This window comes from Pseudescherichia sp. (assembly GCF_031979925.1).
Taxonomy (GTDB): domain Bacteria; phylum Pseudomonadota; class Gammaproteobacteria; order Enterobacterales; family Enterobacteriaceae; genus Pseudescherichia.
Genome location: NZ_DALZFB010000006.1, coordinates 18,744 through 43,318 on the forward strand (window position 1 = coordinate 18,744; position 24,575 = coordinate 43,318).

Genomic DNA, 24,575 nt, shown 5'->3' on the forward strand with positions numbered 1-24,575 from the left:
CCCCTGGAGGCGTGCGCTAGCCGCGTTTAGGCCGGCTGGCGTAGAGATAGAAGAGAATCGAGCTGGTAGCACAGAAGGCGATAGACCAGATCATCGGCCAGGCGCTGTTAAAGGTCGCCAGAGAGAGCAGCGCGCCCACAATGGCACCGATACCAAAGCGGAACGTCCCCGCCAGCGATGAGGCGGTACCCGCCATATGGGGAAACTCATCGAGAATAACCGCCATGGCGTTAGAAGCCACCAGCGAAACGCAACCGACAAAGGCGGCCACGCCCACTACCAGCGCCCAAAAGCCGACGTCGAACGCGGCGCTTAATACCATCCACAGCGCCATCACGAACTGGATCCACAGCCCGGCGCGGAACATCCTCAGCGCCCCCACCCGCCGCACAAATCGGCCATTGATGATGGTCATCATAAACAGGAAGACGATATTCAGCGCGAAGTAGTAACCAAAGTTCTGCGGCAGGACGTGGTTAAGCTCAATATAGACAAAGGGTCCGGCGCTCAGGAACGAGAACATGCCTGCAAAGCTGAAACCGCTTGCAAGCATATAGCTCAGTACACGCTTGTGGCGAAACAGCGTCGCGAAGTTGCCGAGGGTGGTACGAATGTGAAACGGCTGACGCCGCTCAACCGGCAGCGTCTCGCTGATAAAGAAAAAGATCATCAGCGAGGCCAGCAGCGCGGCGATAGCCAGGATCCAGAAGATAGCGTGCCAGCTTAGCCAGACCAGCACCGCGCCGCCAATCATCGGGGCCAGCAGCGGTGCAACGGTGGTCACCAGCATGACGAACGACATCATCCGTGAGAACTCCTCTTTCGGATAGATATCGCGCATCAGGGCGTTGATTACCACGCTCGCCGCGGCCGCGGCCAGGCCGTGGAAAAAACGCAGGGTGATGAGCTGATCGATACTCTGCGCCAGCGCGCAGGCTCCCGCCGCCGCCGCGAAGATCAGCGTTCCGCCGAGGATCACCGGCTTGCGGCCAATGCTGTCAGCCATCGGACCATAGAGCAGCTGCCCCAGCGCAAAGCCAAGAATATAGGTGCTCAGGGTCATCTGGGCGCTGCCGGCCGGGACGCCAAACTGCTGGGCGATCACCGGCAGCGCGGGCAGATACATATCGATCGAGAGCGGCATCAGCATGGCCAGCAGGCCAAGAATAAAGACAATGCGCAGGGAAGAGTGCTGCCTGGTGGTCACTACGGGCTCCTGGGATTTAGCGGGACGTTAAGCTAACGCTGGCGATCTCTTCTTCGGTCAACGGACGATACTCGCCCGGGGCCAGGTCGGCGTCGAGAACAATTGCCCCGATGCGCTCGCGGTGCAGCCCAACAACATGGTTGCCTACCGCAGCAAACATGCGCTTAACCTGATGGTAGCGCCCCTCGCTGATGGTCAGGCGCACCTCGGTGGGAGTAATCACCTCCAGCACGGCAGGCTTAGTTAAATCGGGTTCATTATGCAGCTGTACACCTTTGGCGAACTGCGCTGCGGTGTCGTCGCTAACCGGGGACTCCAGCGTCACCAGGTAGGTTTTCTCGCAGTGGTGGCGCGGAGAGGTTATGCGGTGTGACCACTGGCCGTCGTCGGTCATCAGCACCAGCCCGGTGGTGTCGATATCCAGTCGTCCGGCGGCGTGCAGCTTGTGAGCTACCGGCTCGTCAAGGAAGTAGAGCACCGTCGGATGATCGGGATCGTCTGTAGAGCAGACGTAGCCCTGCGGCTTATGCAGCATAAAGTAGCGTGGGCCGGTCTGCTGCACCAGCGTATTGCCGTCATACTCTACCTCGTGTTCGGGCAGAAGTTTGAACGCGGCGTTTTTAACAATGTCGCCATCCACGGTAACGCGGCTGCCGCGGATTTCACGCCCGGCAATAGCCCGGCTGACGCCGAGTTGCTGAGCGATAAACTTATCAAGTCGCATGAAGTCTTATTAGCCTGTAAAGAGTGCCGGAGTCGGACAAAAGCCCGAAAAAAATGAAGCAATTGAGAATCTCTCAGTATAACGGTGTATCAGCAGCGCTCAAGCGAAAATATCGTGGCATAATATGAGCAGACTAATGAACGCCGAGAGACAATGACCTTTACGCTACGCCCCTACCAACGTGACGCGGTAAACGCCACCCTCACCCACTTTCGCCATCGCCATGAGCCGGCGGTGATCGTCCTGCCCACTGGCGCAGGTAAAAGCCTGGTCATTGCTGAGCTTGCCCGTGTGGCCCGTGGTCGCGTGCTGGTGCTCGCCCATGTCAAAGAGCTGGTGGCGCAGAACCATGCAAAATATCTGGCGCTGGGGCTGGAAGCGGATATCTACGCCGCCGGACTGAAGCGCAAAGAGAGCCACGGCAAGGTAGTGTTTGGCAGCGTACAGTCGGTAGCCCGCAACCTTGACCACTTCCAGGGCGAGTTCTCCCTGCTGATCGTCGATGAGTGCCACCGCATCAGCGATGACGATGAGAGCCAGTATCAGCAGATCCTCACCCACCTCTCGAAGGTTAACCCCCGCCTGCGGCTGCTGGGCCTGACCGCCACGCCGTTTCGCCTCGGCAAGGGGTGGATCTACCAGTTCCACTACCACGGCATGGTGCGCGGCAACGACAAGGCGCTATTTCGCGACTGCATCTATGAGCTGCCGCTGCGCTATATGATCAAGCACGGCTACCTGACGCCCCCCGAGCGTCTGGATATGCCCATTGTGCAGTATGACTTCAGCCGGTTGCAGGCCCAGAGCAGCGGCCTGTTCAGCGAGGCGGATCTCAACCGCGAGCTGAAAAAGCAGCAGCGTATTACCCCGCACATCGTCAGCCAGATCGTGGAATTTGCTGCCGAGCGTCAGGGGGTAATGATCTTTGCCGCCACCGTCGAGCACGCCCGGGAGATCACCGGTCTGCTACCCGCCGGCGAGGCGGCGCTGATCACCGGTGAGACTCCCGGCCCCGAACGCGATGCGCTGATAGAGGACTTTAAACGTAAGCGTTTTCGCTATCTGGTGAACGTCTCGGTGCTGACTACCGGCTTCGATGCGCCGCATGTCGATCTGATCGCCATTCTGCGCCCGACGGAGTCCGTCAGCCTCTATCAGCAGATTGTCGGCCGTGGCCTGCGTCTTGCGCCGGGTAAAACCGACTGTCTGATCCTCGACTATGCCGGTAATCCGCACGACCTCTACGCCCCAGAAGTCGGAGAGCCGAAAGGCAAAAGTGATAACGTGCCGGTGCAGGTCTTCTGCCCCGACTGCGGTTTTGCTAACACCTTCTGGGGCAAAATGACCACCGACGGCACCTTAATCGAGCACTTTGGCCGCCGCTGCCAGGGCTTTTTTGAGGATGACGAGGGCCATCGGGAGCAGTGCAGCTACCGCTTCCGCTTTAAAAACTGTCCTCAGTGCAATGCCGAAAATGACATTGCCGCCCGCCGCTGTCGGGAGTGCGACACGGTGCTGGTGGATCCGGACGATATGCTGAAGGCGGCGCTGAAGCTGAAGGATGCTTTGGTGCTGCGCTGTGGCGGCATGGACCTGCAGCATGGCGCGGACGATAAGGGCGAGTGGCTGAGGATCACCTATTACGACGAGGACGGGGCCGACGTCAGCGAGCGCTTCCGCCTGCACACCCCTGCCCAGCGCACCGCCTTTGAGCAGCTCTTTATCCGCCCGCACACCCGCACGCCGGGCGTGCCGCTGCGCTGGATCGTGGCCGCCGATATCGTTGCCCAGCAGGCACTGCTGCGTCACCCCGATTTTGTCGTGGCACGCCTGAAGGGTCAGTACTGGCAGGTGCGGGAGAAGGTGTTTGATTATGAAGGCCGCTTCCGCCGGGCAAACGAATTGCGCGGCTAGCATACTTTTCGTTGAAGAAAAGGCAATTCGGGGCTACTATATCGCCCGCTTTACATCCGTAAAGCCAGAAATCTGCCTGCTGCTGGGTCGCCTGTAGCAGGAATTATTGAAGAGAAATTGATATGTTCACTATCGAAGCACAAGCACGTAAAGAGCAGGGTAAGGGTGCGAGCCGCCGCCTGCGTACCGCGAACAAGTTCCCGGCGATCGTTTACGGTGGCACTGAAGCCCCGATCGCTATCGAACTGGATCACGACAAAGTCATGAACATGCAGGCTAAAGAAGGTTTTTACGGCGAAGTTCTGACCCTGGTTGTTGACGGTACCGAAGTAAAAGTTAAAGTTCAGGCTGTACAGCGTCACCCGTACAAACCTAAACTGTCTCACATCGACTTCGTTCGCGCTTAATCGCTAACGTGTTGAAAAAAAACCCCGCTTCGGCGGGGTTTTTTGTTATTCAGTCCTGGTGCGGCCCCGTAGGCCTGATAAGCGCAGCGCCATCAGGCGTTATCCATGTCGCCGGGCGGCGGCTCTGCCTTGCCCGGCCTACGGCTCCATCCTCGTTATTTCCCGGAGGTTCTGCGCTGCAGCTGATCGCGCAGGTTCGGCGGCGTGCCCTTGATGGTCAGGGTGTCGGTGGCCGGATCCCAGAAAATACGCTCGCCGAGCAGCATCGCATCAAAGTTGATGGTTAAGCCGCCGCCGCTGCCAGCGTACTTGGTCAGCTGGCGCAGAGTGCTGCGATCCGCCGGGAAGCTCTCCTCCAGCTCGTAGCCTTTATCCGCGGTAAACTCCTGGAAACTTACCTCGCTGACGCCCCCCAGCTCTTGCGACAGCGATGCCAGCTCGATCTCCTCTCCAGCCTGTAGCTGCTCATTGCAGTAGCTGTAGACCTGCTGACGCACGTTCTGGCGCTCGGCTTTATCAAGCTGCGCCTCGGCGGTAAAGTCATCCACCGCCTGTAACAGGCCGCGGTTCTGCGCCTTGGCATTCAGCCCCTCGCTGGCTCCGAGGAAATCCATAAAGAAGTCGGCGACCTTGCGTCCTACCCTGCCCTTCAGGAAGGTCAGGTAGCGGGTCGACTCTGGGTTAGTCTCCCATTCGGTGAGATCGATACGCGCCACGATATCGGCATGGTTAATGTCGAGATAGTGGGTCGAGCTGATATCGAGCTGTTCGTTGACGCGCATGCTGCTGAGGTTGTTCAGCACCGCCACCAGCAGATACTCTACCGCCAGGTAGCGGTAGTGGCAGAACAGCACGATGCCGCCGTCGGCAAAGGGGTATTTCGCCAGCTCGTCGCGCAGGCGTCCGGTCGCCGCCCGGCTGAAGGCGAGGAAATCTTCGTTGCCCTGGCGCTGCAGGCGCAGCGCGTCTGCCAGCTCACTCTCTTCGCTAAACAGACCGTAGGCTTTATTTTTTGCACTGTAGATCCGGTGCAGCTCGGCCATCATCTCAACAACGGTGGCCGTCGGCTCCAGTAATGAATCGCGCAGCACCAGCTCAAGGGTTTGCTCATCACGCTTGATAAGCTGGTGCAGGGCAATCTGGTTGATATCCAGACTCATGATAAACTCTCCTGTTAGACCGGCGGTATTCAACCACCGCAGAGGTAACAGCGCAACCAGAGATCAAACCAGAGATAAAAAAGCAGAAAAAAAGCTGTTGCTACGGTAATATGTTGCCCTTTCATAAAGAGACTGATTCTGATTTTATGCCACAGATTTCCCGTTATAGTGATGAACATGTTGAACAGCTGCTGAGCGAGCTGGCGAACGTGCTCGAAAAACACAAGGTTCCGACCGATCTCTCCCTGATGGTGCTGGGAAACATGGTCACAAACCTGATCAACACCAGCGTTGCCCCGGCACAGCGGCAGGCTATTGCGAAATCCTTCGCCCAGGCGTTGCAGTCCTCCGTGGCTGACGATAAAGCGCACTAAAGGACTACGACGGCATTTTATGGTGACTCATCGTCAACGCTATCGAGAAAAAGTCTCCCAGATGGTTAGCTGGGGGCACTGGTTTGCCCTGTTCAACATTCTGTTGGCCATGGTACTTGGTAGCCGTTACCTGTTTGTCGCCGACTGGCCGACCACGCTTGGCGGCAGGATCTACTCCTGGCTGAGCGTTATCGGCCACTTCAGCTTTGTGGTATTTGCCACCTATCTGCTGATCCTCTTTCCGCTGACCTTTGTGGTGATGTCGCAGCGCCTGATGCGGGCAATCTCGGCCGTGCTGGCCACTATCGGCATGACGCTGCTGCTGATCGATAGCGAAGTCTTTACCCGTTTCCACCTGCACCTTAACCCTATCGTCTGGGAGCTGGTGATCAACCCGGACCAGAACGAGATGGCCCGCGACTGGCAGCTGATGTTTATCAGCGTGCCGGTGATCCTGCTGGTGGAGCTGCTGTTTGCGAACTGGAGCTGGCAGAAGCTGCGCAGCCTGACGCGCCGCCGCCGCTACGCTAAACCGGTGGCCGCCCTCTTCTTTACCGCTTTTATTGCCTCGCATCTGACCTATATCTGGGCCGATGCCAATTTCTACCGGCCGATCACCATGCAGCGAGCCAACCTGCCGCTCTCCTACCCGATGACCGCTCGCCGGTTCCTGGAGAAGCATGGCCTGCTGGATGCGCAGGAGTATCAGCGTCGACTGGTTGAACAGGGGAACCCGGAGGCGGTTTCGGTGCAGTATCCGCTGAGCGATCTACGCTACCGCGATATGGGGCCGGGCCAGAACGTGCTGCTGATCACCGTCGATGCGTTAAACTATTCGCGCTACGAGAAAGAGATGCCGTCGCTGGCAGGCTTTGCCGCAGAGAACATCACCTTTACGCAGCACATGAGCGCCGGTAACGATACCGATAACGGCCTGTTCGGCCTGTTCTACGGCATCTCGCCCTCTTACATGGACGGCGTGCTGTCGGCACGTATTCCGGCGGCGCTGGTCACCGCGCTTAATCAACAGGGCTATCAGCTGGGACTCTTCTCTTCCGACGGCTTCAGCAGCTCGCTCTACCGCCAGGCGCTGCTCTCAGACTTCTCGCTGCCTGCGGCGAAAGCGCAGTCCGATAAGCAGACCGCCGACCAGTGGATCAACTGGCTGGATCGCTATGCTCAGGAAGATAACCGCTGGTTCTCGTGGGTAGCGCTAAATGGCACGACGATCGATGCCGATCGGCAGGACTTTGAGCGCCGCTACGCACGGGCCGCCGGTAACGTCGATGCGCAGATCGAACGCGTGCTGACCGCCCTGCGCGATTCTGGCAAACTGGATAAAACGGTAGTCATCATCACTGCGGGCCACGGCGTCTCCGCTGAAAATAGTGAAATGGACGAGGGCTGGTCACGAGGCGATCTGCACGTGCCGCTGGTTGTTCACTGGCCGGGCACGCCTGCCCAGCGCATCAGCAAGCTGACCGACCATAAGGACGTGATGACTACCCTGATGCAGCGCCTGCTCCATGTTAGCACCCCGGCCAATGAGTACTCTCAGGGCCAGGATCTGTTTAACGCTACGCGCCGCCATAGCTGGGTCACCGCTGCCAACAGCGATACTCTGGCGGTGACGACGCCGGAGATGACGCTGGTACTGAAGCACAACGGTACCTACCAGACCTACAACCTGAAGGGCGAGAAGATCCGCGACCAGAAGCCGCAGCTTAGCCTGCTGCTGCAGGTGCTGACGGATGAAAAACGCTTTATCGCTAACTAATTGATTAATTATAAATCAGTCAGCCTATAGCCCCTTGCAATCGGTGGTGAAAAGGGTACTATTAGCGCCACAGATCGGCACGTAGCGCAGCCTGGTAGCGCACCGTCATGGGGTGTCGGGGGTCGGAGGTTCAAATCCTCTCGTGCCGACCAAAAACTCCCAAAAAAACCAACCGCTTAGGTTGGTTTTTTTATGCCTGAAATTCACCGCATCCTCCTTCACCAGGTATCGCCGCCTATTTATAGTGCATTTTCTAATCGCCTTCTATCCCTCATGCTGACATTGAGAAATTGCTGTTACCTCTATCGAGTGCTTACTATTGCGAGGTCATAAACTATGTCATGGGATAATGTCTCTTCAGTTAACACCATCAGGATTTGGACAGACTACTCTGACTCCACGCAGGGCCATCTGTTTGTCAACGATAATCACCGACTGAAATTAAATGTCGGAATCGATTTTACGCTAAAGGCAGGGACGACAGAGGGCCCTACCGAAGATGAAATACGCAGCACAATAACATTCATTAATAACATGGATGGTGGGCCACTGAAGTATCTGACCCTTGCCGATGAGAACACGTATACCGCAGTCTATGACCCCTACCATACCCAGGCCGTTGACACGGATAATGCGAAGGATGGAGATGATGGCGTCTATGATAATGTGATTACTTATTATCTTTCCAGCCCATCCTCTGTTAATGCTGAAACCTATTCTGAAAGCGTTGCGCTGATGATGGAATACCATGGTACACATACTGATGGCACGGCAATCGATATCGATGTAGATACCTCGTCAGTAGTAAACAGCGGCGGTTTTGCAACCTACGTTTCCGTAGTGTGCTATCCGGCGAAACTCTATGGTAATAAAGGTGAAAACCGCACATGTATTACCTACAATAGTAAAGCTGTGGACGAGGCGGATTGCTGGGATGTAGACGATGGTCACTACAAGCATGATAACGATCAGTTTAGGGTTATCTGGTTTTATATAGACGATTCCTATTTTAAACTTTTCCACTTTGATGGCAGCACCGAGCCGGATTCAAGTGTTGTACACAATCCTTACTACAGATATCGGGAGTATATTCAGGGCAACCCGCAATATGACCATCTTTACAATGCCTTTTTCCCGAGTGTTAAATGTGGTGAGATTGATTTTGATACAAAAATAGCGGTCCGCCCCGACGATGATGGCATGATTGCCGTTACTGAGAATATTACCGTTCACCAGCAACAGAACCAGATTACTTTTCTTGGTGCGAGAACGACAGTAAAAAGCTGTGACATTATCTATAAAAGTACCAATGTTTATCTCCAGGTTTACGACCAGTTTGGTAACAGTGCCTATGTCGTGGCTTATTCCAACGCTGACGATGCGCTTGTTAAAAGCGTAAGCTGAATATTAATTCGATCTTTTAGAGGTGATATTATGTCATGGAATAATGTAACAGGCGTTAGCTCAGCAACAATCTGGACTGATAATCCGGATACCACGCAAGCTTATCTGTTTGCCAACGGCAACCATCAGGTTAAACTCACCGTCAGGTTAGTTTTTACCGTTGTTGATGCAAATCAGCCAGGTCCTACGCAAGATGAGTGTAAAGCCGCAGTAAGCCTCGTCGATTATCAAACCGGTTTCGAACTCTCTTTTCTTAAGGCTGGGGATAAAGGTGAATATACCTCTGTTTATCAGGAAAATATGCCCACGGCGGTCAAACCGCTTCCTGAAGTGGATGATCAAACGGTCAGTGTCGCCAAAAGCGGCAGCTATGAATTTGACTTCTACGTTTCCAGCGATAGTTCCATAAATGCCAATTACGCATCCGAAAGCATTGCATTACTGGTGACTTATACAGATTCCAGCGGTACCGAAAAAACATATGACACGACACCAGCTGGTAAACCAAGCTATGTTTCGGTGAAGGTATACCCGCCAAAAAAATATGGCATGCCCAACTCAAACATAACGCCAATTATTTTTAAAACTCTTGATGATACACCAAAATATACAACATCAGAAGGCACTGGAGTGTATTCTGTTAGCGTTAAAAAACTAACCATTTATAGCTTAAGAATTGATGACTCCTATTTTAGATTAACTTCATTTCAAGCACCTAACACGCGGCTTTCACCTGTACAATTCCGTCAAATCATAGAATCAAATTATTCAGCTGGTAATACCTATGGTTATGTTTTATCTCAAGGGTTTCTGCTTGAAGAAAATAACCTGAAGGGAGAAAATAAATCTTATACTGCAAGTGTAAATGTAATGGAGGAACATTCTGGAAACCCAAATGGGGCGGTAGTTTCATTTTCTGTAGATGTATACCAGCAGCCTTATGAAATTATTTTTATTAATTTCGAAGCAGACGTAAGCTGGGAAAAGAATGCTGACAATGCGCTTTTCAAATCAAGTGACAGTGCCAAGTTTACCGTTTACGATCAGTTTGGCAATCCAGCAAATGTTGAAGTAGGTGCTGGCGATGATCCTGTTCTCGAGCTCTCCAGTGTTAGCTGAATAATGTTTCTTTGTGCTGCACTGGCCCTATGACTAGTGCAGTTTTTTCTTTCAAGACACATCCGCCTCAAACTCAACCTGCGACTGTGCTTTTATAAAACCATTGATGATAAAGCAAGCTTTAGTGAATTAAGTCGTAATGGAGTAGTAACTAACCGCTATGATCCGAGTAGTATTGTATATGGACTGAGCATTACTGATGATTATTTCACACTAAAAAATTACCAGACCACAAATGCGCCCGTATCACTTAATTCATTTATGCAACATATAATTGTCGATGATGATAATAAACCTGGTTATTACTATATAGTCGCTCACTCTTTTCTTCCTAAAAAGAACAAATTGGACGGCACACCTCTCGAATATACTTGTGAAGTAGCATTTGTTACTGCAAATTATTTTTTCTTAATCGAATTCGGTGTTCATGTACATCAACAACCAGGTCAACTGATGTAGATTCGATTTTATTGTCGAATAAGGTATACTGACTATAATAACGATGGCCCGATGGCTAATATTAACAAACCGCTTACGCTGACCGTTTTTGATCAGTTTGGCAACTCAGCAAATATTGAAATAGATAACGATGGTGATGGTTATTTCAAACTTAAAAGCGTAGTCTGAATTTCTTCCCGGTTTAATTATGGCTCTGCGCTGGTTCTACGGCCAGCGCAGCTTTTTACATCACGCCAGCTCTGTTACCGCGTCAATCTCAATCTGCGGCTGCTTCTGCACCTTCGGCACAGCAACGACATCACCTACCGACGGCTGCGCATACGTCAGGCCCAACACGTCGCTGGTCTGCTGCAATACGCGCTGGGTCGCTTCGACGTTACCGTTGAGCTGCGTGCCAAAGCTCGGGATGATCTCCTTCAGCTTCGCCTGCCACGCGGGTGAGGCAAACTGGTCTTTAAAGACCTTCTTCATCAGCTCCAGCATGATCGGCGCTGCCGTAGAGGCTCCCGGCGATGCGCCGAGCAGGGCAGCAATGGTGCCCTGCCGATCGCTGACCACTTCGGTGCCGAGACGCAGCACCCCGCCCAGGAGCGGATCGCGCTTGATGATCTGCACCCGCTGACCCGCCTGCCACAAACGCCACTCCTCTTTCTTCGCCTGCGGATAGTACTCTCTGAGGGCAGCAAAGCGCGCATCGTCGTTCTGGAGCACCTGACCTACCAGATATTTCACCAGGCTGAAGTTGGTCAGCCCCACCTTGACCATTGGCATCAGGTTAGAGGGCGTGGTAGAGCGCGGCAGATCCCACAGGGAGCCGTTTTTGAGGAACTTGGTGGAGAAGGTCGCAAACGGTCCGAACAGCAGCACGCGCTTGCCGTTAAGGATGCGGGTATCGATATGCGGAACCGACATCGGCGGCGCACCGACCGACGCCTGGCCATAGACCTTCGCCAGGTGACGATTCACCACCTCTGGATTATCGGATACCAGGAACTGACCGCCCACCGGGAAGCCAGCGAAATCCCGCGCTTCGGGGATGCCCGACTCCTGTAATAACTTCAGCGCCGCGCCGCCCGCGCCGATAAAGACAAACTTCGCCACAATGGTGCGCGTGCTGCGGGGATGATTAACATCGGCAACGGTCACCGCCCAGCGGCCGTCGGCGTTGCGCTTAATCCCGCGCACCTCGGTGCTCAGGTTAAGGGAGAAGCTGTCGCTTTTTTGTAGGGAGGCCACCAGCTGGCGGGCAATCTCGCCAAAGTTGACGTCCGTCCCCAGCTCGGTGCGGGTGGCAGCAATTTTCTGCTTCGCGTCGCGCCCTTCCATCACCAGCGGTGCCCAGCGCTTGATCTGCGCGTGGTCTTCGCTGTAGCGGATACCGCTAAAGAGGTTGCTCTGCTGAAGCGCGGCGTAGCGGGCGCGCAGGAAGTTGACGTTCTCTTCACCCCACACAAAGCTCATGTGCGGCACGGTGTTGATAAAGGAGCGGGGATTGTTCAGCACGCCCGCTTTCACCTGGTGCGCCCAGAACTGGCGAGAGAGGTGAAACGCCTCGTTAATCTCAACGGCTTTCTCAATGCTTACGCTACCGTCGGCCTTCTGCGGCGTGTAGTTCAGCTCCATTAATGCAGCGTGCCCGGTGCCGGCGTTGTTCCAGCCCTCGGAGCTCTCCTTTGCGACTTCATCCAGGCGCTCAATCATGGTCATCGACCACGTTGGTTCCAGCGCCTGCAGATAGGTTCCCAGCGTAGCGCTCATAATGCCGCCACCCAGGAGGAGTACATCAGTTTCTCGCTTCTTCGCCGCAGTGGTTTTCCCTGTCCGTGAGGCAGCGCGACTACCCGTAGCCACAGAAGAGAGCACGGCACGCATTTTTTTCATAATGTTAATGCCCTACAATTAGTACTGCTTTATTGGAATTTATTGGAGTGAAATTACCCGTTCAACTAACCTACCACCATCGTCGGGCAATTTAAATATTGTTGAGATAGTACACAGCAAGTTGATAGATGTTAACAAAAAGTTAGATTTTTATAACGGCTATGACAAAAAAACTGGTATCTCCTGCGCCCCGCCGTTACTATTCTTCGCTTTGCTACACTGCACACTTTCCGTCCGCTTTAACTCTGTGAAATTCTATGCCTGATGCCCAAAAAGCTTTAACTCCTGTACAAGCTGGCAGCGTTAGTACGGTGCTGCGCTCGCCGTCGCTGCTGATGCGCGAAACCCTTGCTGGGGTCATGACTGCCCTGGCGCTAATCCCGGAAGTAATCTCCTTCTCGGTGATCGCTGGCGTCGATCCAACCGTAAGCCTGATCGCCTCCGTAGTGCTCTGTCTGGGGATGTCTTTCCTGGGCGGACGTCCGGCGATGGTCACAGCCGCGGCCGGCTCCGTAGCGCTGGTGATCGGCCCGATGGTGCATCAGCATGGCGTGGAGTACATCCTGCCTGCCGTCCTGCTCGCCGGGGTGATTCAGATCGTCTTCGGCCTGACGGGGATGGCGCGCCTGATGCGCTTTATTCCGCACACGGTGATGACCGGCTTCGTTAACGCTTTGGGGATCCTGATCTTCTTCGCTCAGGTACCCCACTTCTGGACTCGCGATCCGCTGATCCTCGGGCTGTTTGTCCTGACGATCCTGATTGTGCTCTGGCTGCCGAAGGTGCTGAAGAGCATCCCCTCCCCGCTGGTGGCCATCGTGGTGCTGACCCTCTTTACCGTCTTCTCCGGCCAGATCCTGCCGGTGGTGGGCGATGAAGGCCCGATGCAGGGTGGCCTGCCCGGCCTGACCCAGTGGCTGGTACCGTTCAACCTGACCACGCTGAGCATCATCTGGCCCTGCGCACTGAGCATCGCCTTTGTCGGCCTGATGGAGTCGCTGCTGACGGCGAAGCTGGTAGACGATCTTACCGAAACCCCGTCCAACAAGGGCCGCGAAAGCGCAGGTCTCGGCATCGCTAACATTCTGGCGGGCTTTTACGGCGGGATTGCGGGCTGTGCGATGATCGGCCAGACCATCGTCAACGTTGAGATGGGTAAAGGGCGCAGCCGCGTCTCGACCATCGCGGCGGGTCTGGTCCTGCTGCTGCTGGTGACTGCGCTGAGCAACGTGATGGCGAAGATCCCGATGGCGGTGCTGGCCGGGATCATGGTGATTGTGGCGGTGAAGACCTTCAACTGGCACAGCATTCAGCCTGCGCAGCTAAAACGCGCCCCGATAACCGAGACGCTGGTGATGCTGGTAACGGTGATTGCCACCGTCACCACCGGAAACCTGGCGATTGGTGTAGTCGCTGGGGTGGCGCTGATGTTCTTGCTGCCCCCGGTCTTTAGCCGTAAAAAACGCGCTAAAGCAGAAACAGCGTCGCCAGACCCAGAAAAATAAAGAAGCCGCCGGTATCCGTCAGGGCGGTGATCATCACGCTGGAGCCGACCGCCGGGTCGCGCCCCAGCCGCACCATGATCATGGGGATCAGTACCCCCATGGTCGCGGCCAGCAGCAGGTTTAGCACCATCGCCAGGGTCATCACCCCGCCGAGGGCCATATCGTCATAGAGCCACCAGGTTACGCCGCCCATAATCCCGCCCCATACCAGGCCATTGATCAGCGCCACGCCCAGTTCACGGAAGATGAGAAAACGGTAGTTCCCCGGCTGAATGTTTTGCAGCGCCAGCGCGCGCACGATCATGGTGATGGTCTGGTTGCCGGTGTTGCCGCCGATCCCGGCGACGATAGGCATCAGCGAGGCCAGGGCCACCAGCTGGGAGATGGTATGCTCGAAGCCATCGATCACCCGCGAGGCAATAAAGGCGGTACAGAGGTTGATCGCCAGCCACGCCCAGCGGTTCTTGACCGCTTTGCCTACCGGGGCAAAGACATCCTCCTCCGGGCTGAGGCCGCCCATCAGGCGCATGTCGTTATCGCTCTCCTCATAGACCACGTTAACGATCTCATCGATGGTCACCCGCCCCAGCAGCTTGCCGTCGGGGTTAACCACTGGCGCACTCACCAGGTTGTCACGCTCAAAGGTACGGGCGGTCTTCTCCGCATCGTCATGGGGCGAGAAGGTGACGGGATCGGCCTTCATCACCTCGCTGACCAACGCCTGGGTATCACTGAGCAGAATCGTTTGCAGCGGCAGTTCGCCCAGCAGCTGTTCATCGCGATCGGTGACAAACAGCTTGTCGGTATTCTGCGGCATAGTGCCGAGGCGATGTAGATAGCGCTGCACCGTCTCAAGAGTGACCTCCGGGCGGACGGTGATCACCTCAAACTCCATCAGCGCACCCACGCTGTTCTGTTCGTAGCTCATCACCTGATGTACGCGGGCGCGATCGTCCGGCGGCAGCGAGGCCACCAGCCGCCCGGTGAGGTTACGCGGCAGGCGCTTAACCAGATAGATCTGCTCGTCGATATCCAGCCCGCGTAGCGCCTCCAGCAGCGCTTTGTCGCTCATCTCCTCGATCAGATCCTCGCGCACGCTGTCCGTCGCTTCTACAAGCACCTCGCCGCGCTTCAGATCCTCCACCAGACGCCACAGCGCCCGCCGCTCCTCGGTGGGCAGTGCCTCCAGCGCATCCGCCAGGTCCGGGGCCGGAAGATGGGCAACCAGCACGCCGACTTCGGCAATATCGTCGTTTAACGCGCTGCCGTCGAACTGCTCAACCAGAGTCAGCTTGCCGAGAATTTGGGAGGTGATGGCGCTGTTAGTATTCAGCAGCCAGATGAGGCGCGCCCGCTCCTCGTCGCGGAGGCGGGCACTATTTTTAGGGGTGGCGGACATTAACGACTCCTTATCCTTTATTCCTATGCGGTGCGTGAAACGGCGTCGCGTGAAGCGAGCGCCCGCTCTTCTCCTGTCAGCTCTGTGAGCACGCCGCTGCGCATCTCCAGCAGGCGATCGGCATGTATAAAGTAGTGGTCGTCGTGACTAATAGCAAAAATGGTTTTCCCTTCGGCCTGCATCAGCGGCAGGATCGTCTGGTAAAACTCGCGGCGGAAGTGCGGATCCTGATCGGCCGCCCACTCATCCAGCAGGATGATATCGCGCTCTTCCGCCAGCGCCAGCAGCAGGGCCACGCGCTTCTTCTGCCCTTTCGACAGCTTGAGGTTAAGGATCTTGCCGTTATCCAGCTCCAGCTTGTGCGCCATCTTCAGCTGCGCTAACCATCTGTCAACGATAGCCGGATCCGCCTGCTTGCCTTCCGGGCCAATCAGCTGGTCAAACAGCCAGACGTCGGTAAATACCGCCGAGAAGAGCTTGCGGTAGTCCTCTTCACGCCCGGCGGCCAGCGGCTGGCCGTCAATCAGAATGGTGCCCGACACCGGCTGATAGAGTCCGGTCAGCAGCATCGCCAGGGTCGATTTGCCGCTGCCGTTGCCGCCGATAAGAAATACCAGCTCGCCACGCTTCAGGGTCAGGTTGATCGGCCCAACGGAGAAGGCACCCTCCTGATAGGTGAAGGTGACATCACGCAGCTCAAGGGTCTGCCAGCCGGTAAAGGCGGTCGGGCGCGGGAAATCGGGCTGGTAGGGGGCGAGGGAGAACTGCTTCAGCTTGTTGAACGCCACCTGGGCGCTGAGCAGGGTGGGCAGCGCGCCTACCGCCGAGAGCAGCGGCGTGCGCAGGAACAGCACCGTCAGGGAGAAGGTCGCCGCGACGTTGGTATCCGCCCAGCCGAGACCGTTGGCCATCCAGAACACCAGGCCAATCGCCCCCAGCATCATAATATTTGACCAGTTAACGGCGCTAAGGTGGAAGGTGTCAGCGCGAATAATATGGTGGCGATACTCCCGGGCATCCGGCAGGTAGGCGTTGTTAAAGATCGCCTCGGCACGCTCGCGGTTGAGGGTCAGCTCTTTGCGCCCCTCCAGCACCGTCTGGTAGTCATGGTGCAGCTTGTCTTCAGTTTCACGCAGTCTCGCTAAATGCTTATAGACTCGCGATACCAGCACAAAGCCGCCCCAGATGGTGATCGCCATCCATAGGGCGGTGACCAACAGCATTTTGCCGGAGAGCCAGCCCAGGTAGGCCGCCGATCCGGTGGTCAGGATGATCCCCTGCACCAGCTCCGGCAGGCGTACAAAGGCGATGGTGATGTTACGCACGTCGCTGGTCAGCGCGGCCAGCAGCGCGGCATTACCCAGTTGCTCCACCCGCTCCACCTGGGTGTCGAGGATGCGCTTGATAAACTCGCCCCGCAGACGATAAACGAAATGATGACCGAGCGCGGTCAGCGCCAGCTGCGAGCCGAGGGTCACCGCCATCAGCAGCAGCAGCAGGCCGAGAAACTCCGGCAGCACCGTCAGGGAGATATCCACATTCTCGATCAGCCGCGCGTTGATAAAGGCGATCAGTCCGATGCCCAGCGCTGCGCTGAGCAGGGTTAACAGGATGACGGCAATAAAAGGCCAGCGGTACTGCCGCCAGACAAGAAGAAGAAGTTCCATGAGAGCGATCCGGCAAGAAAAATCAGCCCGCAGTGTAAACTGCTATCGCACTGAATCAAGAATAATTCTGATTTATATTCTTAATTACCTGCCCGGCGAAAGGTTAAGTTGTAGCGGCATTCACCGGTCGCCGGATGGTGGCCTGGCTTAAGGGGCTGTATGCCGTGATAGAAGAGCCGGGACGGGCCACCCCACACCACCACGTCACCATGCTCCAGCAGCAGTCGCTTGAGCGGATCGCTGCGTCGGCTGCCACCAAACTGGAAGACGGCGGGCAGACCCAGCGAGACCGAGACGATAGGCGCTGCCAGATCCGGCTCGTCTTTATCCTGATGCAGCGAGAGCTTTGCGCCCGGTAGATAGCGGTTGATGAGGCAGGCGTCCGGCTGAAAATCGCTATAGCCCGCCGCCGCCGAGGCCTGCAGGCAGAGCGTAGCAAAGGCCTGAGGCATGGCGGGCCAGGGCTGGCCGGTGAGCGGATCGTCAGGGGCATAGCGGTAGCCGCGCGCGTCGGTCGTCCAGCCAAGGCGGCCACAGTTGGTCATCGCCACCGACATGGTATAGCCGCCGGGAGTAATCATCTGGCGAAACGGTGACGTGCTGGCCACCGTATTGATTTCCGTCAGCAGCTCATCGGCATCGGCAAGGGCAAAGCGGCGCAGAATGGTCGCTCCTGGGGCCAGCGGCTCCTGCCACGGTTCGGCATCGGCAAACAGATCGAGCATCAGGTCTCCTCTTTTAACGACTCGCGCGCCAGCAGCTGGGCCTTGCGCGTCGCCCCCCAGCGATAGCCGGAGAGCATGCCATCGCCGCGTACCACGCGATGGCAGGGGATCACGATAGCCAGGCGGTTAGCCGCACAGGCGCTGGCTACGGCGCGGATCGCCTGCGGTTTGCCGATGGCGGTAGCGATGGCGCGGTAGCTGGCGGTTTCCCCCGCCGGGATCGCCTGCAATGCCTGCCAGACCTGCATCTGGAAGGCGGTGCCGCGAATATCCAGCGGCAGGGCTAGCGTGCGGCCAGGATTATCAATCGTTGCCACCACCTCGGCAACGCGGGCGCTAAATTCAGCGTCGTCCTGCATCAGCTGGGCATGAGGAAATAGGGTATGCAGCTCGGCGGTGAGCAGCGACTCGCAGTCGGCCAGCAGGATCGCGCAGATACCGCGATCGCTCTCGGCCACCAGGCAGCGACCCAGCTCACAGTGCGTTAGCGCGTAGCGGATCGCCATCCCCTCCCCACCCTGGCGATACTGCCGGGCGGTCATGCCCAGCGTCTCATCGGCCTTGCGGTAGTAGCTGCCGCTATCCGGAAAACCGGCGGTCAGCACCGCGTCAGTCACGGTTGCGCTGTGGGGCAGCGCGCTGCGCAGGCGTTTCGCCCGGGCGGCCTGCTGCCAGGCCTTTGGCGTCATGCCGGTGACGGCTTTAAACTGGCGGTGAAGATGATACGGGCTGAGACCGACCCTCTGCGCCAGCGCCTCCAGGGTTATCGGCGTCTCCTGCTCAAGCAGGCGGCAGACGGCGGTGATTTTTTGCGCCAGGCTGCTCTCATCTGCGGGCCTGTCAGGCTGGCAGCGTTTGCAGGCGCGAAAACCCGCCTGCGCCGCCGCCTCTGCATCGGTGAAGAAGCGCACGTTTTCGCGCAGGGCATGGCGCGCCCGGCACGAGGGGCGGCAAAAGATTCCGGTGGTAATGACGGCAAAGACGAAACAATTGTCCGCATCGGCCCGGCGTTCGAGCACCGCCTGCCAGCGGTGCTCGTCTTCAATAAAGGTTGTTACGCTCATATCAGGCTCCTCTATTTAGCTTAGCCTGACTATGCCCTGGGCTGGTGCAGCCTTCATCTTAAATCTTGCGCTTTAATTCTATTTACTCTGCAAAAAAGCGGCAAACTGCGGCGACATCCAGGGGGTAAAGGTATCGCCCTCTTTGGTGATCATATAGATCGCCAGCCCTTCACGCATCGCCACCTCACGGGCCTTCTGCGGTCCCAGTACCATCAGGCCGGTATCCCAGGTATCGGCCTCCAGCGCCGTCGGAGCGATCACCGTGACCGATACCAGATTATGATCGATAGGATGCCCGGTTTGCGGATCGATCACGTGCGACAGGCGTTTGCCGTCCAGCTCGTAGTAGTTGCGGTAGCTGCCGGAGGTGCTGATGCCGTGTCCATTAATATCTACCACCGCCTGCACTGCGTTCTCACGATCGGTTGGCTTCTGGATCGCCACCCGCCAGGGTTTGCCTTCGCCGTTCATACCCCGGCTTACCAGCGCTCCGCCTACCGAGACCAGATAGCGAGGGATCCCCTCCTGCTCCATCAGTCGCGCCAGATGATCGGCCGCGTAGCCTTCGCCTACCGTGGAGAGATCGACATAGAGGTCAGGGATATCCTTCTGTAAAAACTGCTGCCCTGCCAGATAAGAGACCGACAGATGCTGCAAACCCACGCGCATTTTTGCCGCTTCAATTTGCGCCGCCGTTGGGGTGGTTTCCGGCTGCTTATCCGGGCCGAAGCCCCACAGGTTGACCAGCGGGCCGATGGTAATATCCATCGCACTGTCTGTTTTGATGCCGATACGCAAGGCAAGGGTGACAATATCCGCCAGCGCGGCGTCGACCGGCCACGGCGTGGTGCTGGTGGAGGCGTTAAAGCGACTAAGAGCCGAGTCGCTCTTCCAGGTAGAGAGCAGCCTGTCGTCTGCGTCGAGCTGGGCGGTGATTTTATCCCGCAGCGCATCGGTTTCGGCTTTATCCATATCCACGACGCTCACGCGCCAGGAGGTGCCCATGGTTTTGCCTTCCAGAACGGTAACGGCAGCGCCAGGCTGCGGCGCAGGCGGGGCTGGATCGCAGCCGATAAGAATAAGGGTCAGCGCCAGCAGGGCTGCGCGAAAAAGAGTGGTATCCATAGTAATGATTTCCTTACACAATGCGCGCAAGGGTACACCAAAAGTGTGCCTGTCCAGAAAAGAATCGATAAAAAAAGGGGCCAACGTGGCCCCTTCATGCATGAATGTATATAACGGCTTAGAACTGGTAAACCAGACCCAGCGCTACGATATCATCCGTGCTGACACCAGCCTGACGGGTGAAGTCGTTGTCATCCAGCAGGTTGATTTTGTAATCAACGTAGGTAGACATGTTTTTGTTGAAGTAGTAAGTCGCACCAACGTCGATGTACTCCAGCAGATCCTGGTTACCGTAGTTAATGACACCGTTGTCCACGTCTTTGCCTTCAGACTTCAGGTAGGCGAGGGACGGACGCAGGCCGAAGTCGAACTGGTACTGAGCAACCACTTCGAAGTTCTGCGCTTTGTTAGCAAAGCCGTACACGGTAGAGTCGTTCTGGGAGTTACCGAAACGGGTTGCGTTATAGGTCTGGGAGTACTGTGCCGCCAGGTAGAGGTTGTTAGCGTCGTATTTCAGGCCGCCGGTGTAAACAGTGGCACGATCGCCGCTGCCGTAGACGCCAGTTGCGTTCTGGTCAGCGGTACGTTTAGAGGAAGTAATAGCACCACCGACGCTGAAGCCTTCGCCGATGTCATAGGTCAGGGAGCCGCCGTAGCCGTCGCCGTTCTGGCGCAGGGTGCTACGACCGGTGTCGTTTTCGCCGCTGGCGCTGCCGTTTTTACCCTGATACTGCAGAGCAAAGTTCAGGCCGTCAACCAGACCGAAGAAGTCGGTGCTGCGGTAGGTCGCCACGCCGTTAGCGCGGGACTGCAGGAAGTTGTCGGCACCGTAGGTGTCGCCACCGAACTCAGGCAGCACGTCGGTCCAGGCGGTCACGTCATAGGTTACGCCGTAGTTACGACCGTAATCGAAAGAGCCTGCGTCGCCGAATTTCACGCCGGCAAACGCCAGACGGGTCCAGGACTGGTTTTCGCTTTCAGCGGTGTTGCCCTGGATCTGGTATTCCCACTGGCCGTAGCCGGTTACCTGATCGTTAACCTGGGTTTCGCCTTTGAAGCCAAGACGCATGTAGGTCTGATCGCCATCACTACCGTCGTCATCAGAGAAATAGTGCAGGCCATCAACTTTACCGTAGAGGTCTAATTTGTTGCCGTCTTTGTTATAAATTTCAGCCGCGTTCGCTGCGCCTGCTACCAGCAGAGCTGGTACCAGGAGGGACAGTACTTTAACTTTCATGTTATTAACCCTCATTTATATGCTTTTATTATTGCCACTGCTTACTGATTGAGCGTCAAATCAGTCGGCCAAGCCATTCTCCTAAAAAATACAGAATAATCCAACAAGAAAATGCTACTAAAACTTTTAATATGTTTCAGTTCGATTGATAGATGTTTCATTTTGTAAATTTGAGGGAACTTTTGCTGCCACGAATAGCTAAAAAATAACGCACTAATAATCAAGAAATAATATTTATACATACAAATCATGAAGTTGTATGATTTAGCGCTCATAGCACTGAAAGACAAAACAAATCGCAGATTGGCTACTAAAATAACCCTCGCTATCATCATTAACTTTTATTTATTACCGTCATTCGACTCTGAATGTCCGTTTACCCCAATTCTTGCCGAATGCTCTGCATTCGGCTTTTTTTTACCTTTCTTTACGTTACCTGCTCAATTTTGTGCTACCGCCCCGTAATTATAACGACTATTAACTAATGATGACGGAAAGTAAGTAAAATTGACTACGCCAAAAGCATTAGCAATATCTTGTTATTTCGTGCTATTCCGCTTCTTTTATCGCTGGGTATTTATACTGCCGCCTAAATCCTGTACAAGTTTACCGCTTCGCTGCGTTTACCCCCTTTTTTGCCGTTCAGTTTCTCGCCAGACGTGAAGAGAGTCTGGAAATTCAGTCATTACCCTTTATACTGCCTGCTGTACGCCACCAAGTAGCATAACTTTTACCAGCCTGATGACACACTGATGAGTCGATCCGACAGCATGATCCCTGGCAAGTTTTCCCTGATACCAGGCAACATTACCCGTTTCTTTCTATTACTGATTATCGTTCTGCTGGTAACCTTGGGCGTCATGGTGCAAAGCGCCGTTAATGCATGGCTGAAAGATAAGAGCTATCAAATCGTCGACATCACCCATGCGATGCACAAGCGGGTCGATACCTGGCGCTATGCAACATGGCAGATCTACGACAATATCGCTGCCGCCCCTGCCGCTCCCGCTGACGGTCTTCAGGAGACGCGTCTGAAGCAGGACGTCTACTATCTTGAGAAGCCACGACGTAAAACCGAAGCGCTGATCTTCGGCTCCCACGATGGCTCAACCCTGGAGATGACGCAGCGCATCTCTACCTACCTCGACACGCTATGGGGCGCAGAGACCGTGCCCTGGTCGATGTACTATCTTAACGGCCAGGATAACAGCATGATCCTGGTCTCTACCCTGCCGCTGAAGGATCTCTCTTCGGGCTTCAAGGAGTCGACCATTGATAATATCGTCGACTCACGCCGGGCAGAGATGCTGCAGCAGGCTAACGCTCTCGACGAGCGGGAGAGCTTCTCCCCGCTGCGCAGCCTGAGCTGGCAAAACGGTTACTACTTTACCCTGCGTACCACCTTTAACCAGCCGGGCCATCTGGCGACGGTGGTGGCGTTCGATCTGCCGATTAACGATCTCATCCCTCCCGGCATGCCGATGGACAGCTTCCGCCTCGAGCCGGATAACGGTCCCACCCCTTTGCGCGCCTCGGACAAGGAGACGGCGGACAGCGTCTCGGTCAATTTTAGCGGAGCGAAGATTGAGATCTCCTCGTCACTGAACTCGACGGATATGCGTCTGGTGTGGCAGGTGCCTTTCGGTACCCTGCTGCTGGAGACGTTACAGAATATCGTCCTGCCGCTGCTGCTCAATATTGGCCTGCTGGCGCTGGCGCTGTTTGGCTTTACGACCTTCCGCCATCAGCCGGGCCGCCAGCTCGACGGCCACTCCTCGCCGGGGGCAAATAACGAGCTGCGCCTGCTGCGGGCGCTAAACGAAGAGATTGTCTCGGTTCTGCCGCTGGGGCTGCTGGTGCACGACCAGGAGGCCAACCGGACGGTCATCAGCAACAAGATCGCGGATCACCTGCTGCCCCATCTGAACCTGCAAAACATCACCAGCATGGCGGACCAGCACCAGGGAGTGATCCAGGCAACGGTGAATAATGAGCTGTATGAGATCCGTCAGTTCCGCAGCCAAGTGGTGCCGAGAACGCAGATCTTTATTATTCGCGATCAGGACCGCGAGGTGCTGGTTAACAAAAAACTCAAGCAGGCTCAGCGTCTGTATGAGAAAAACCAGCAGGGCCGCTCGGCGTTTATGCAGCATATTGGCGAGGCGCTAAGCCTGCCGGCTAAGACGCTTGCCGGTGAGGCTGCGGCGATCGACAGCGAAGAGAGCCGCCATCTGACGCATCATGCCCAGACGCTGGTGCAGCTGGTTGAAGATATTCAGCTGGCAAACATGCTGGAGACCGACAGCTGGAAGGGAACGCTGACCCAGTTCTCAATTCAGGATCTGATTGATGAAGTGGTGCCTGAGGTGCTGCCGACCATCAAGCGTAAAGGCCTGCAGCTGCTGATCAATAATAACCTGCCCGCTAACGAAGAGCGGCACGGCGATCGCGAGGCGCTGAGACGCATCCTGCTGATGCTGATCCAGTATGCGGTGACCACCACCCAGATCGGCAAAATTACCCTTGAGGTTGATACCGACGAGTCGGCGGACGATCGCCTGACCTTCCGTATCCTCGATACCGGCGAAGGGGTCACCGCCAGCGAGGTGGACAATTTACACTTCCCGTTCCTCAACGATACCCAGAGCGATCGCTACGGCAAAGCCAACGCCCTCACCTTCTGGCTGTGCGATCAGCTGGCGCGCAAGCTTGGCGGCCATCTGAACATTAAAGCACGCGAAAGCTTAGGCACCCGCTATACGCTGCATGTGAAGATGGCGGCCCAGGCGCAGGAGATTGAATCTGAAGAGAAGCTGTTGGATGACGTCGTAGCGATGATCGATATTACCTCCAACGAAATTCGTCATATCGTGGTTCGCCAGCTGGAAAATTGGGGGGCAAGCTGCATCACGCCGGATGAGAGATTAATAAGTCAAGAGTACGATCTCTTTTTAACGGATAATCCGTCTAATCTTACAGCCTCAGGCTTGCTTTTAAGCGATGATGAGGCCGCCGTGCGGAAAATTGGCCCTGGCCAGCTGCGCGTGAACTTTAATATCAGTAATGCAATGCAGGAAGCGATACTGCAACTTATCGAAGAACAGCTGGCGCAGGATGAGGTCTCGCCCTCACCGATGGGCGGAAATGAAAATGCCGAACTGCATGCCAGCGGCTATTATGCGCTGTTTGTCGATACAGTACCCGACGATGTTAAGAGGTTGTATACTGAAGCGGCTGTAAGCGATTTCGCGGCGCTGGCACAGACAGCGCACCGCCTCAAAGGGGTGTTTGCCATGCTAAATTTGGTTCCCGGCAAGCAATTATGTGAAACGCTGGAACATTTAATTCGTGAGAAAGATGTTTCAGGCATAGAAAAATATATCAGCGACATTGACGCCTACGTCAAAAGCTTGCTGTAGCAAGGTAG

19 protein-coding genes and 1 tRNA gene are annotated in these 24,575 nt (G+C 55.8%); 10 read left to right on the top strand and 10 right to left on the bottom strand.

Going from position 1 to position 24,575, the window contains the following annotated elements; genetic code table 11:
* Positions 1–16 precede the first annotated feature (16 nt).
* Together RTM13_RS11985 and rsuA are read right to left on the bottom strand one after the other, a co-directional pair.
* The gene (locus tag RTM13_RS11985) at positions 17–1,207 is read right to left on the bottom strand and encodes a Bcr/CflA family multidrug efflux MFS transporter (protein WP_312212238.1); all 1,191 of its coding nucleotides are present in this window, start codon (positions 1,205–1,207) and stop codon (positions 17–19) included.
* Between the two features lie 16 nt (positions 1,208–1,223).
* Entirely contained in the window at positions 1,224–1,931 is a 708-nt protein-coding gene (gene rsuA, locus RTM13_RS11990) for a 16S rRNA pseudouridine(516) synthase RsuA (RefSeq protein ID WP_312212239.1), read from the bottom strand.
* Between the two features lie 153 nt (positions 1,932–2,084).
* Here rsuA and RTM13_RS11995 point away from each other — a divergent pair, with 153 nt between their 5' ends.
* Positions 2,085–3,845: a DEAD/DEAH box helicase gene (locus RTM13_RS11995; RefSeq protein WP_312212240.1), complete on the top strand. Its 1,761-nt coding sequence runs from the start codon at positions 2,085–2,087 to the stop codon at positions 3,843–3,845.
* A 122-nt stretch (positions 3,846–3,967) separates the two neighbouring features.
* Entirely contained in the window at positions 3,968–4,252 is a 285-nt protein-coding gene (gene rplY, locus RTM13_RS12000; protein ID WP_042389657.1) for a 50S ribosomal protein L25, read from the top strand.
* Positions 4,253–4,407: 155 nt separating this feature from the next.
* On the opposite strand, the gene yejK is transcribed toward rplY, so the two are convergent.
* Entirely contained in the window at positions 4,408–5,412 is a 1,005-nt protein-coding gene (gene yejK, locus RTM13_RS12005; RefSeq protein WP_312212241.1) for a nucleoid-associated protein YejK, read from the bottom strand.
* A gap of 146 nt (positions 5,413–5,558) precedes the next feature.
* Between yejK and RTM13_RS12010 the strand changes: the two genes are divergently transcribed.
* The 6 genes from RTM13_RS12010 (at position 5,559) to RTM13_RS12035 (ending at position 10,545) form a co-directional block, all read left to right on the top strand.
* On the top strand, positions 5,559–5,786 hold the full coding sequence (locus tag RTM13_RS12010; protein WP_042389941.1) for a YejL family protein: 228 nt from the start codon (positions 5,559–5,561) through the stop codon (positions 5,784–5,786).
* A 19-nt stretch (positions 5,787–5,805) separates the two neighbouring features.
* Positions 5,806–7,563, top strand: coding sequence for an LPS biosynthesis-modulating metalloenzyme YejM (gene yejM / locus RTM13_RS12015; RefSeq protein WP_312212242.1), 1,758 nt, complete (start codon positions 5,806–5,808; stop codon positions 7,561–7,563).
* A 75-nt stretch (positions 7,564–7,638) separates the two neighbouring features.
* Positions 7,639–7,715, top strand: a tRNA-Pro gene (locus RTM13_RS12020).
* A 184-nt stretch (positions 7,716–7,899) separates the two neighbouring features.
* Positions 7,900–8,967 (top strand): hypothetical protein, encoded by a 1,068-nt coding sequence (locus RTM13_RS12025; RefSeq protein WP_312212243.1) that lies wholly within the window; start codon positions 7,900–7,902, stop codon positions 8,965–8,967.
* Positions 8,968–8,997: 30 nt separating this feature from the next.
* Positions 8,998–10,086, top strand: coding sequence for a hypothetical protein (locus RTM13_RS12030; RefSeq protein WP_312212244.1), 1,089 nt, complete (start codon positions 8,998–9,000; stop codon positions 10,084–10,086).
* A 36-nt stretch (positions 10,087–10,122) separates the two neighbouring features.
* Positions 10,123–10,545, top strand: coding sequence for a hypothetical protein (locus tag RTM13_RS12035; protein WP_312212245.1), 423 nt, complete (start codon positions 10,123–10,125; stop codon positions 10,543–10,545).
* Positions 10,546–10,773: 228 nt separating this feature from the next.
* On the opposite strand, the gene mqo is transcribed toward RTM13_RS12035, so the two are convergent.
* Positions 10,774–12,426 carry a malate dehydrogenase (quinone) gene (gene mqo / locus RTM13_RS12040; RefSeq protein ID WP_312212246.1) on the bottom strand — a complete coding sequence of 551 codons (1,653 nt, stop codon included), beginning with the start codon at positions 12,424–12,426 and terminating at the stop codon, positions 10,774–10,776.
* Positions 12,427–12,683: 257 nt separating this feature from the next.
* Here mqo and RTM13_RS12045 point away from each other — a divergent pair, with 257 nt between their 5' ends.
* On the top strand, positions 12,684–13,931 hold the full coding sequence (locus RTM13_RS12045; protein ID WP_312212247.1) for a SulP family inorganic anion transporter: 1,248 nt from the start codon (positions 12,684–12,686) through the stop codon (positions 13,929–13,931).
* Here RTM13_RS12045 and mgtE read toward each other — a convergent pair.
* The 6 genes from mgtE to RTM13_RS12075 all read right to left on the bottom strand — a co-directional run bounded on the left by mgtE (position 13,894) and on the right by RTM13_RS12075 (position 21,148).
* Positions 13,894–15,330: a magnesium transporter gene (mgtE, locus tag RTM13_RS12050; RefSeq protein WP_312212248.1), complete on the bottom strand. Its 1,437-nt coding sequence runs from the start codon at positions 15,328–15,330 to the stop codon at positions 13,894–13,896. The genes RTM13_RS12045 and mgtE overlap by 38 nt on opposite strands.
* 23 nt (positions 15,331–15,353) lie before the next feature.
* Complete coding sequence (locus RTM13_RS12055; RefSeq protein WP_312212249.1) at positions 15,354–16,997, bottom strand: multidrug ABC transporter permease/ATP-binding protein; 1,644 nt, start codon at positions 16,995–16,997, stop codon at positions 15,354–15,356.
* A gap of 80 nt (positions 16,998–17,077) precedes the next feature.
* A complete protein-coding gene (gene alkB, locus RTM13_RS12060; protein ID WP_312212250.1) occupies positions 17,078–17,722 on the bottom strand; it encodes a DNA oxidative demethylase AlkB in 645 nt (214 codons plus the stop codon).
* A complete protein-coding gene (ada, locus tag RTM13_RS12065) occupies positions 17,722–18,786 on the bottom strand; it encodes a bifunctional DNA-binding transcriptional regulator/O6-methylguanine-DNA methyltransferase Ada (protein ID WP_312212251.1) in 1,065 nt (354 codons plus the stop codon). The genes alkB and ada overlap by 1 nt, the downstream gene beginning before the upstream one ends.
* Before the next feature lie 78 nt (positions 18,787–18,864).
* Positions 18,865–19,911, bottom strand: coding sequence for an FAD:protein FMN transferase ApbE (gene apbE / locus RTM13_RS12070; RefSeq protein ID WP_312212252.1), 1,047 nt, complete (start codon positions 19,909–19,911; stop codon positions 18,865–18,867).
* A gap of 118 nt (positions 19,912–20,029) precedes the next feature.
* The gene (locus RTM13_RS12075; protein WP_312212253.1) at positions 20,030–21,148 is read right to left on the bottom strand and encodes a porin OmpC; all 1,119 of its coding nucleotides are present in this window, start codon (positions 21,146–21,148) and stop codon (positions 20,030–20,032) included.
* Between the two features lie 752 nt (positions 21,149–21,900).
* Between RTM13_RS12075 and rcsD the strand changes: the two genes are divergently transcribed.
* Positions 21,901–24,567 carry a phosphotransferase RcsD gene (gene rcsD / locus RTM13_RS12080; RefSeq protein ID WP_312212254.1) on the top strand — a complete coding sequence of 889 codons (2,667 nt, stop codon included), beginning with the start codon at positions 21,901–21,903 and terminating at the stop codon, positions 24,565–24,567.
* The last annotated feature ends 8 nt before the right edge of the window (positions 24,568–24,575 follow it).

Bases quoted from the DNA above. Each gene is read 5' to 3' on its own strand.
- rsuA (WP_312212239.1), bottom strand. From the start codon at position 1,931: ATGCGACTTGATAAGTTTATCGCTCAGCAACTCGGCGTCAGCCGGGCT.
- RTM13_RS11995 (WP_312212240.1), top strand. From the start codon at position 2,085: ATGACCTTTACGCTACGCCCCTACCAACGTGACGCGGTAAACGCCACC.
- rplY (WP_042389657.1), top strand. From the start codon at position 3,968: ATGTTCACTATCGAAGCACAAGCACGTAAAGAGCAGGGTAAGGGTGCG.
- yejK (WP_312212241.1), bottom strand. From the start codon at position 5,412: ATGAGTCTGGATATCAACCAGATTGCCCTGCACCAGCTTATCAAGCGT.
- RTM13_RS12010 (WP_042389941.1), top strand. From the start codon at position 5,559: ATGCCACAGATTTCCCGTTATAGTGATGAACATGTTGAACAGCTGCTG.
- yejM (WP_312212242.1), top strand. From the start codon at position 5,806: ATGGTGACTCATCGTCAACGCTATCGAGAAAAAGTCTCCCAGATGGTT.
- RTM13_RS12025 (WP_312212243.1), top strand. From the start codon at position 7,900: ATGTCATGGGATAATGTCTCTTCAGTTAACACCATCAGGATTTGGACA.
- RTM13_RS12030 (WP_312212244.1), top strand. From the start codon at position 8,998: ATGTCATGGAATAATGTAACAGGCGTTAGCTCAGCAACAATCTGGACT.
- mqo (WP_312212246.1), bottom strand. From the start codon at position 12,426: ATGAAAAAAATGCGTGCCGTGCTCTCTTCTGTGGCTACGGGTAGTCGC.
- RTM13_RS12045 (WP_312212247.1), top strand. From the start codon at position 12,684: ATGCCTGATGCCCAAAAAGCTTTAACTCCTGTACAAGCTGGCAGCGTT.
- mgtE (WP_312212248.1), bottom strand. From the start codon at position 15,330: ATGTCCGCCACCCCTAAAAATAGTGCCCGCCTCCGCGACGAGGAGCGG.
- RTM13_RS12055 (WP_312212249.1), bottom strand. From the start codon at position 16,997: ATGGAACTTCTTCTTCTTGTCTGGCGGCAGTACCGCTGGCCTTTTATT.
- alkB (WP_312212250.1), bottom strand. From the start codon at position 17,722: ATGCTCGATCTGTTTGCCGATGCCGAACCGTGGCAGGAGCCGCTGGCC.
- ada (WP_312212251.1), bottom strand. From the start codon at position 18,786: ATGAGCGTAACAACCTTTATTGAAGACGAGCACCGCTGGCAGGCGGTG.
- apbE (WP_312212252.1), bottom strand. From the start codon at position 19,911: ATGGATACCACTCTTTTTCGCGCAGCCCTGCTGGCGCTGACCCTTATT.
- RTM13_RS12075 (WP_312212253.1), bottom strand. From the start codon at position 21,148: ATGAAAGTTAAAGTACTGTCCCTCCTGGTACCAGCTCTGCTGGTAGCA.
- rcsD (WP_312212254.1), top strand. From the start codon at position 21,901: ATGAGTCGATCCGACAGCATGATCCCTGGCAAGTTTTCCCTGATACCA.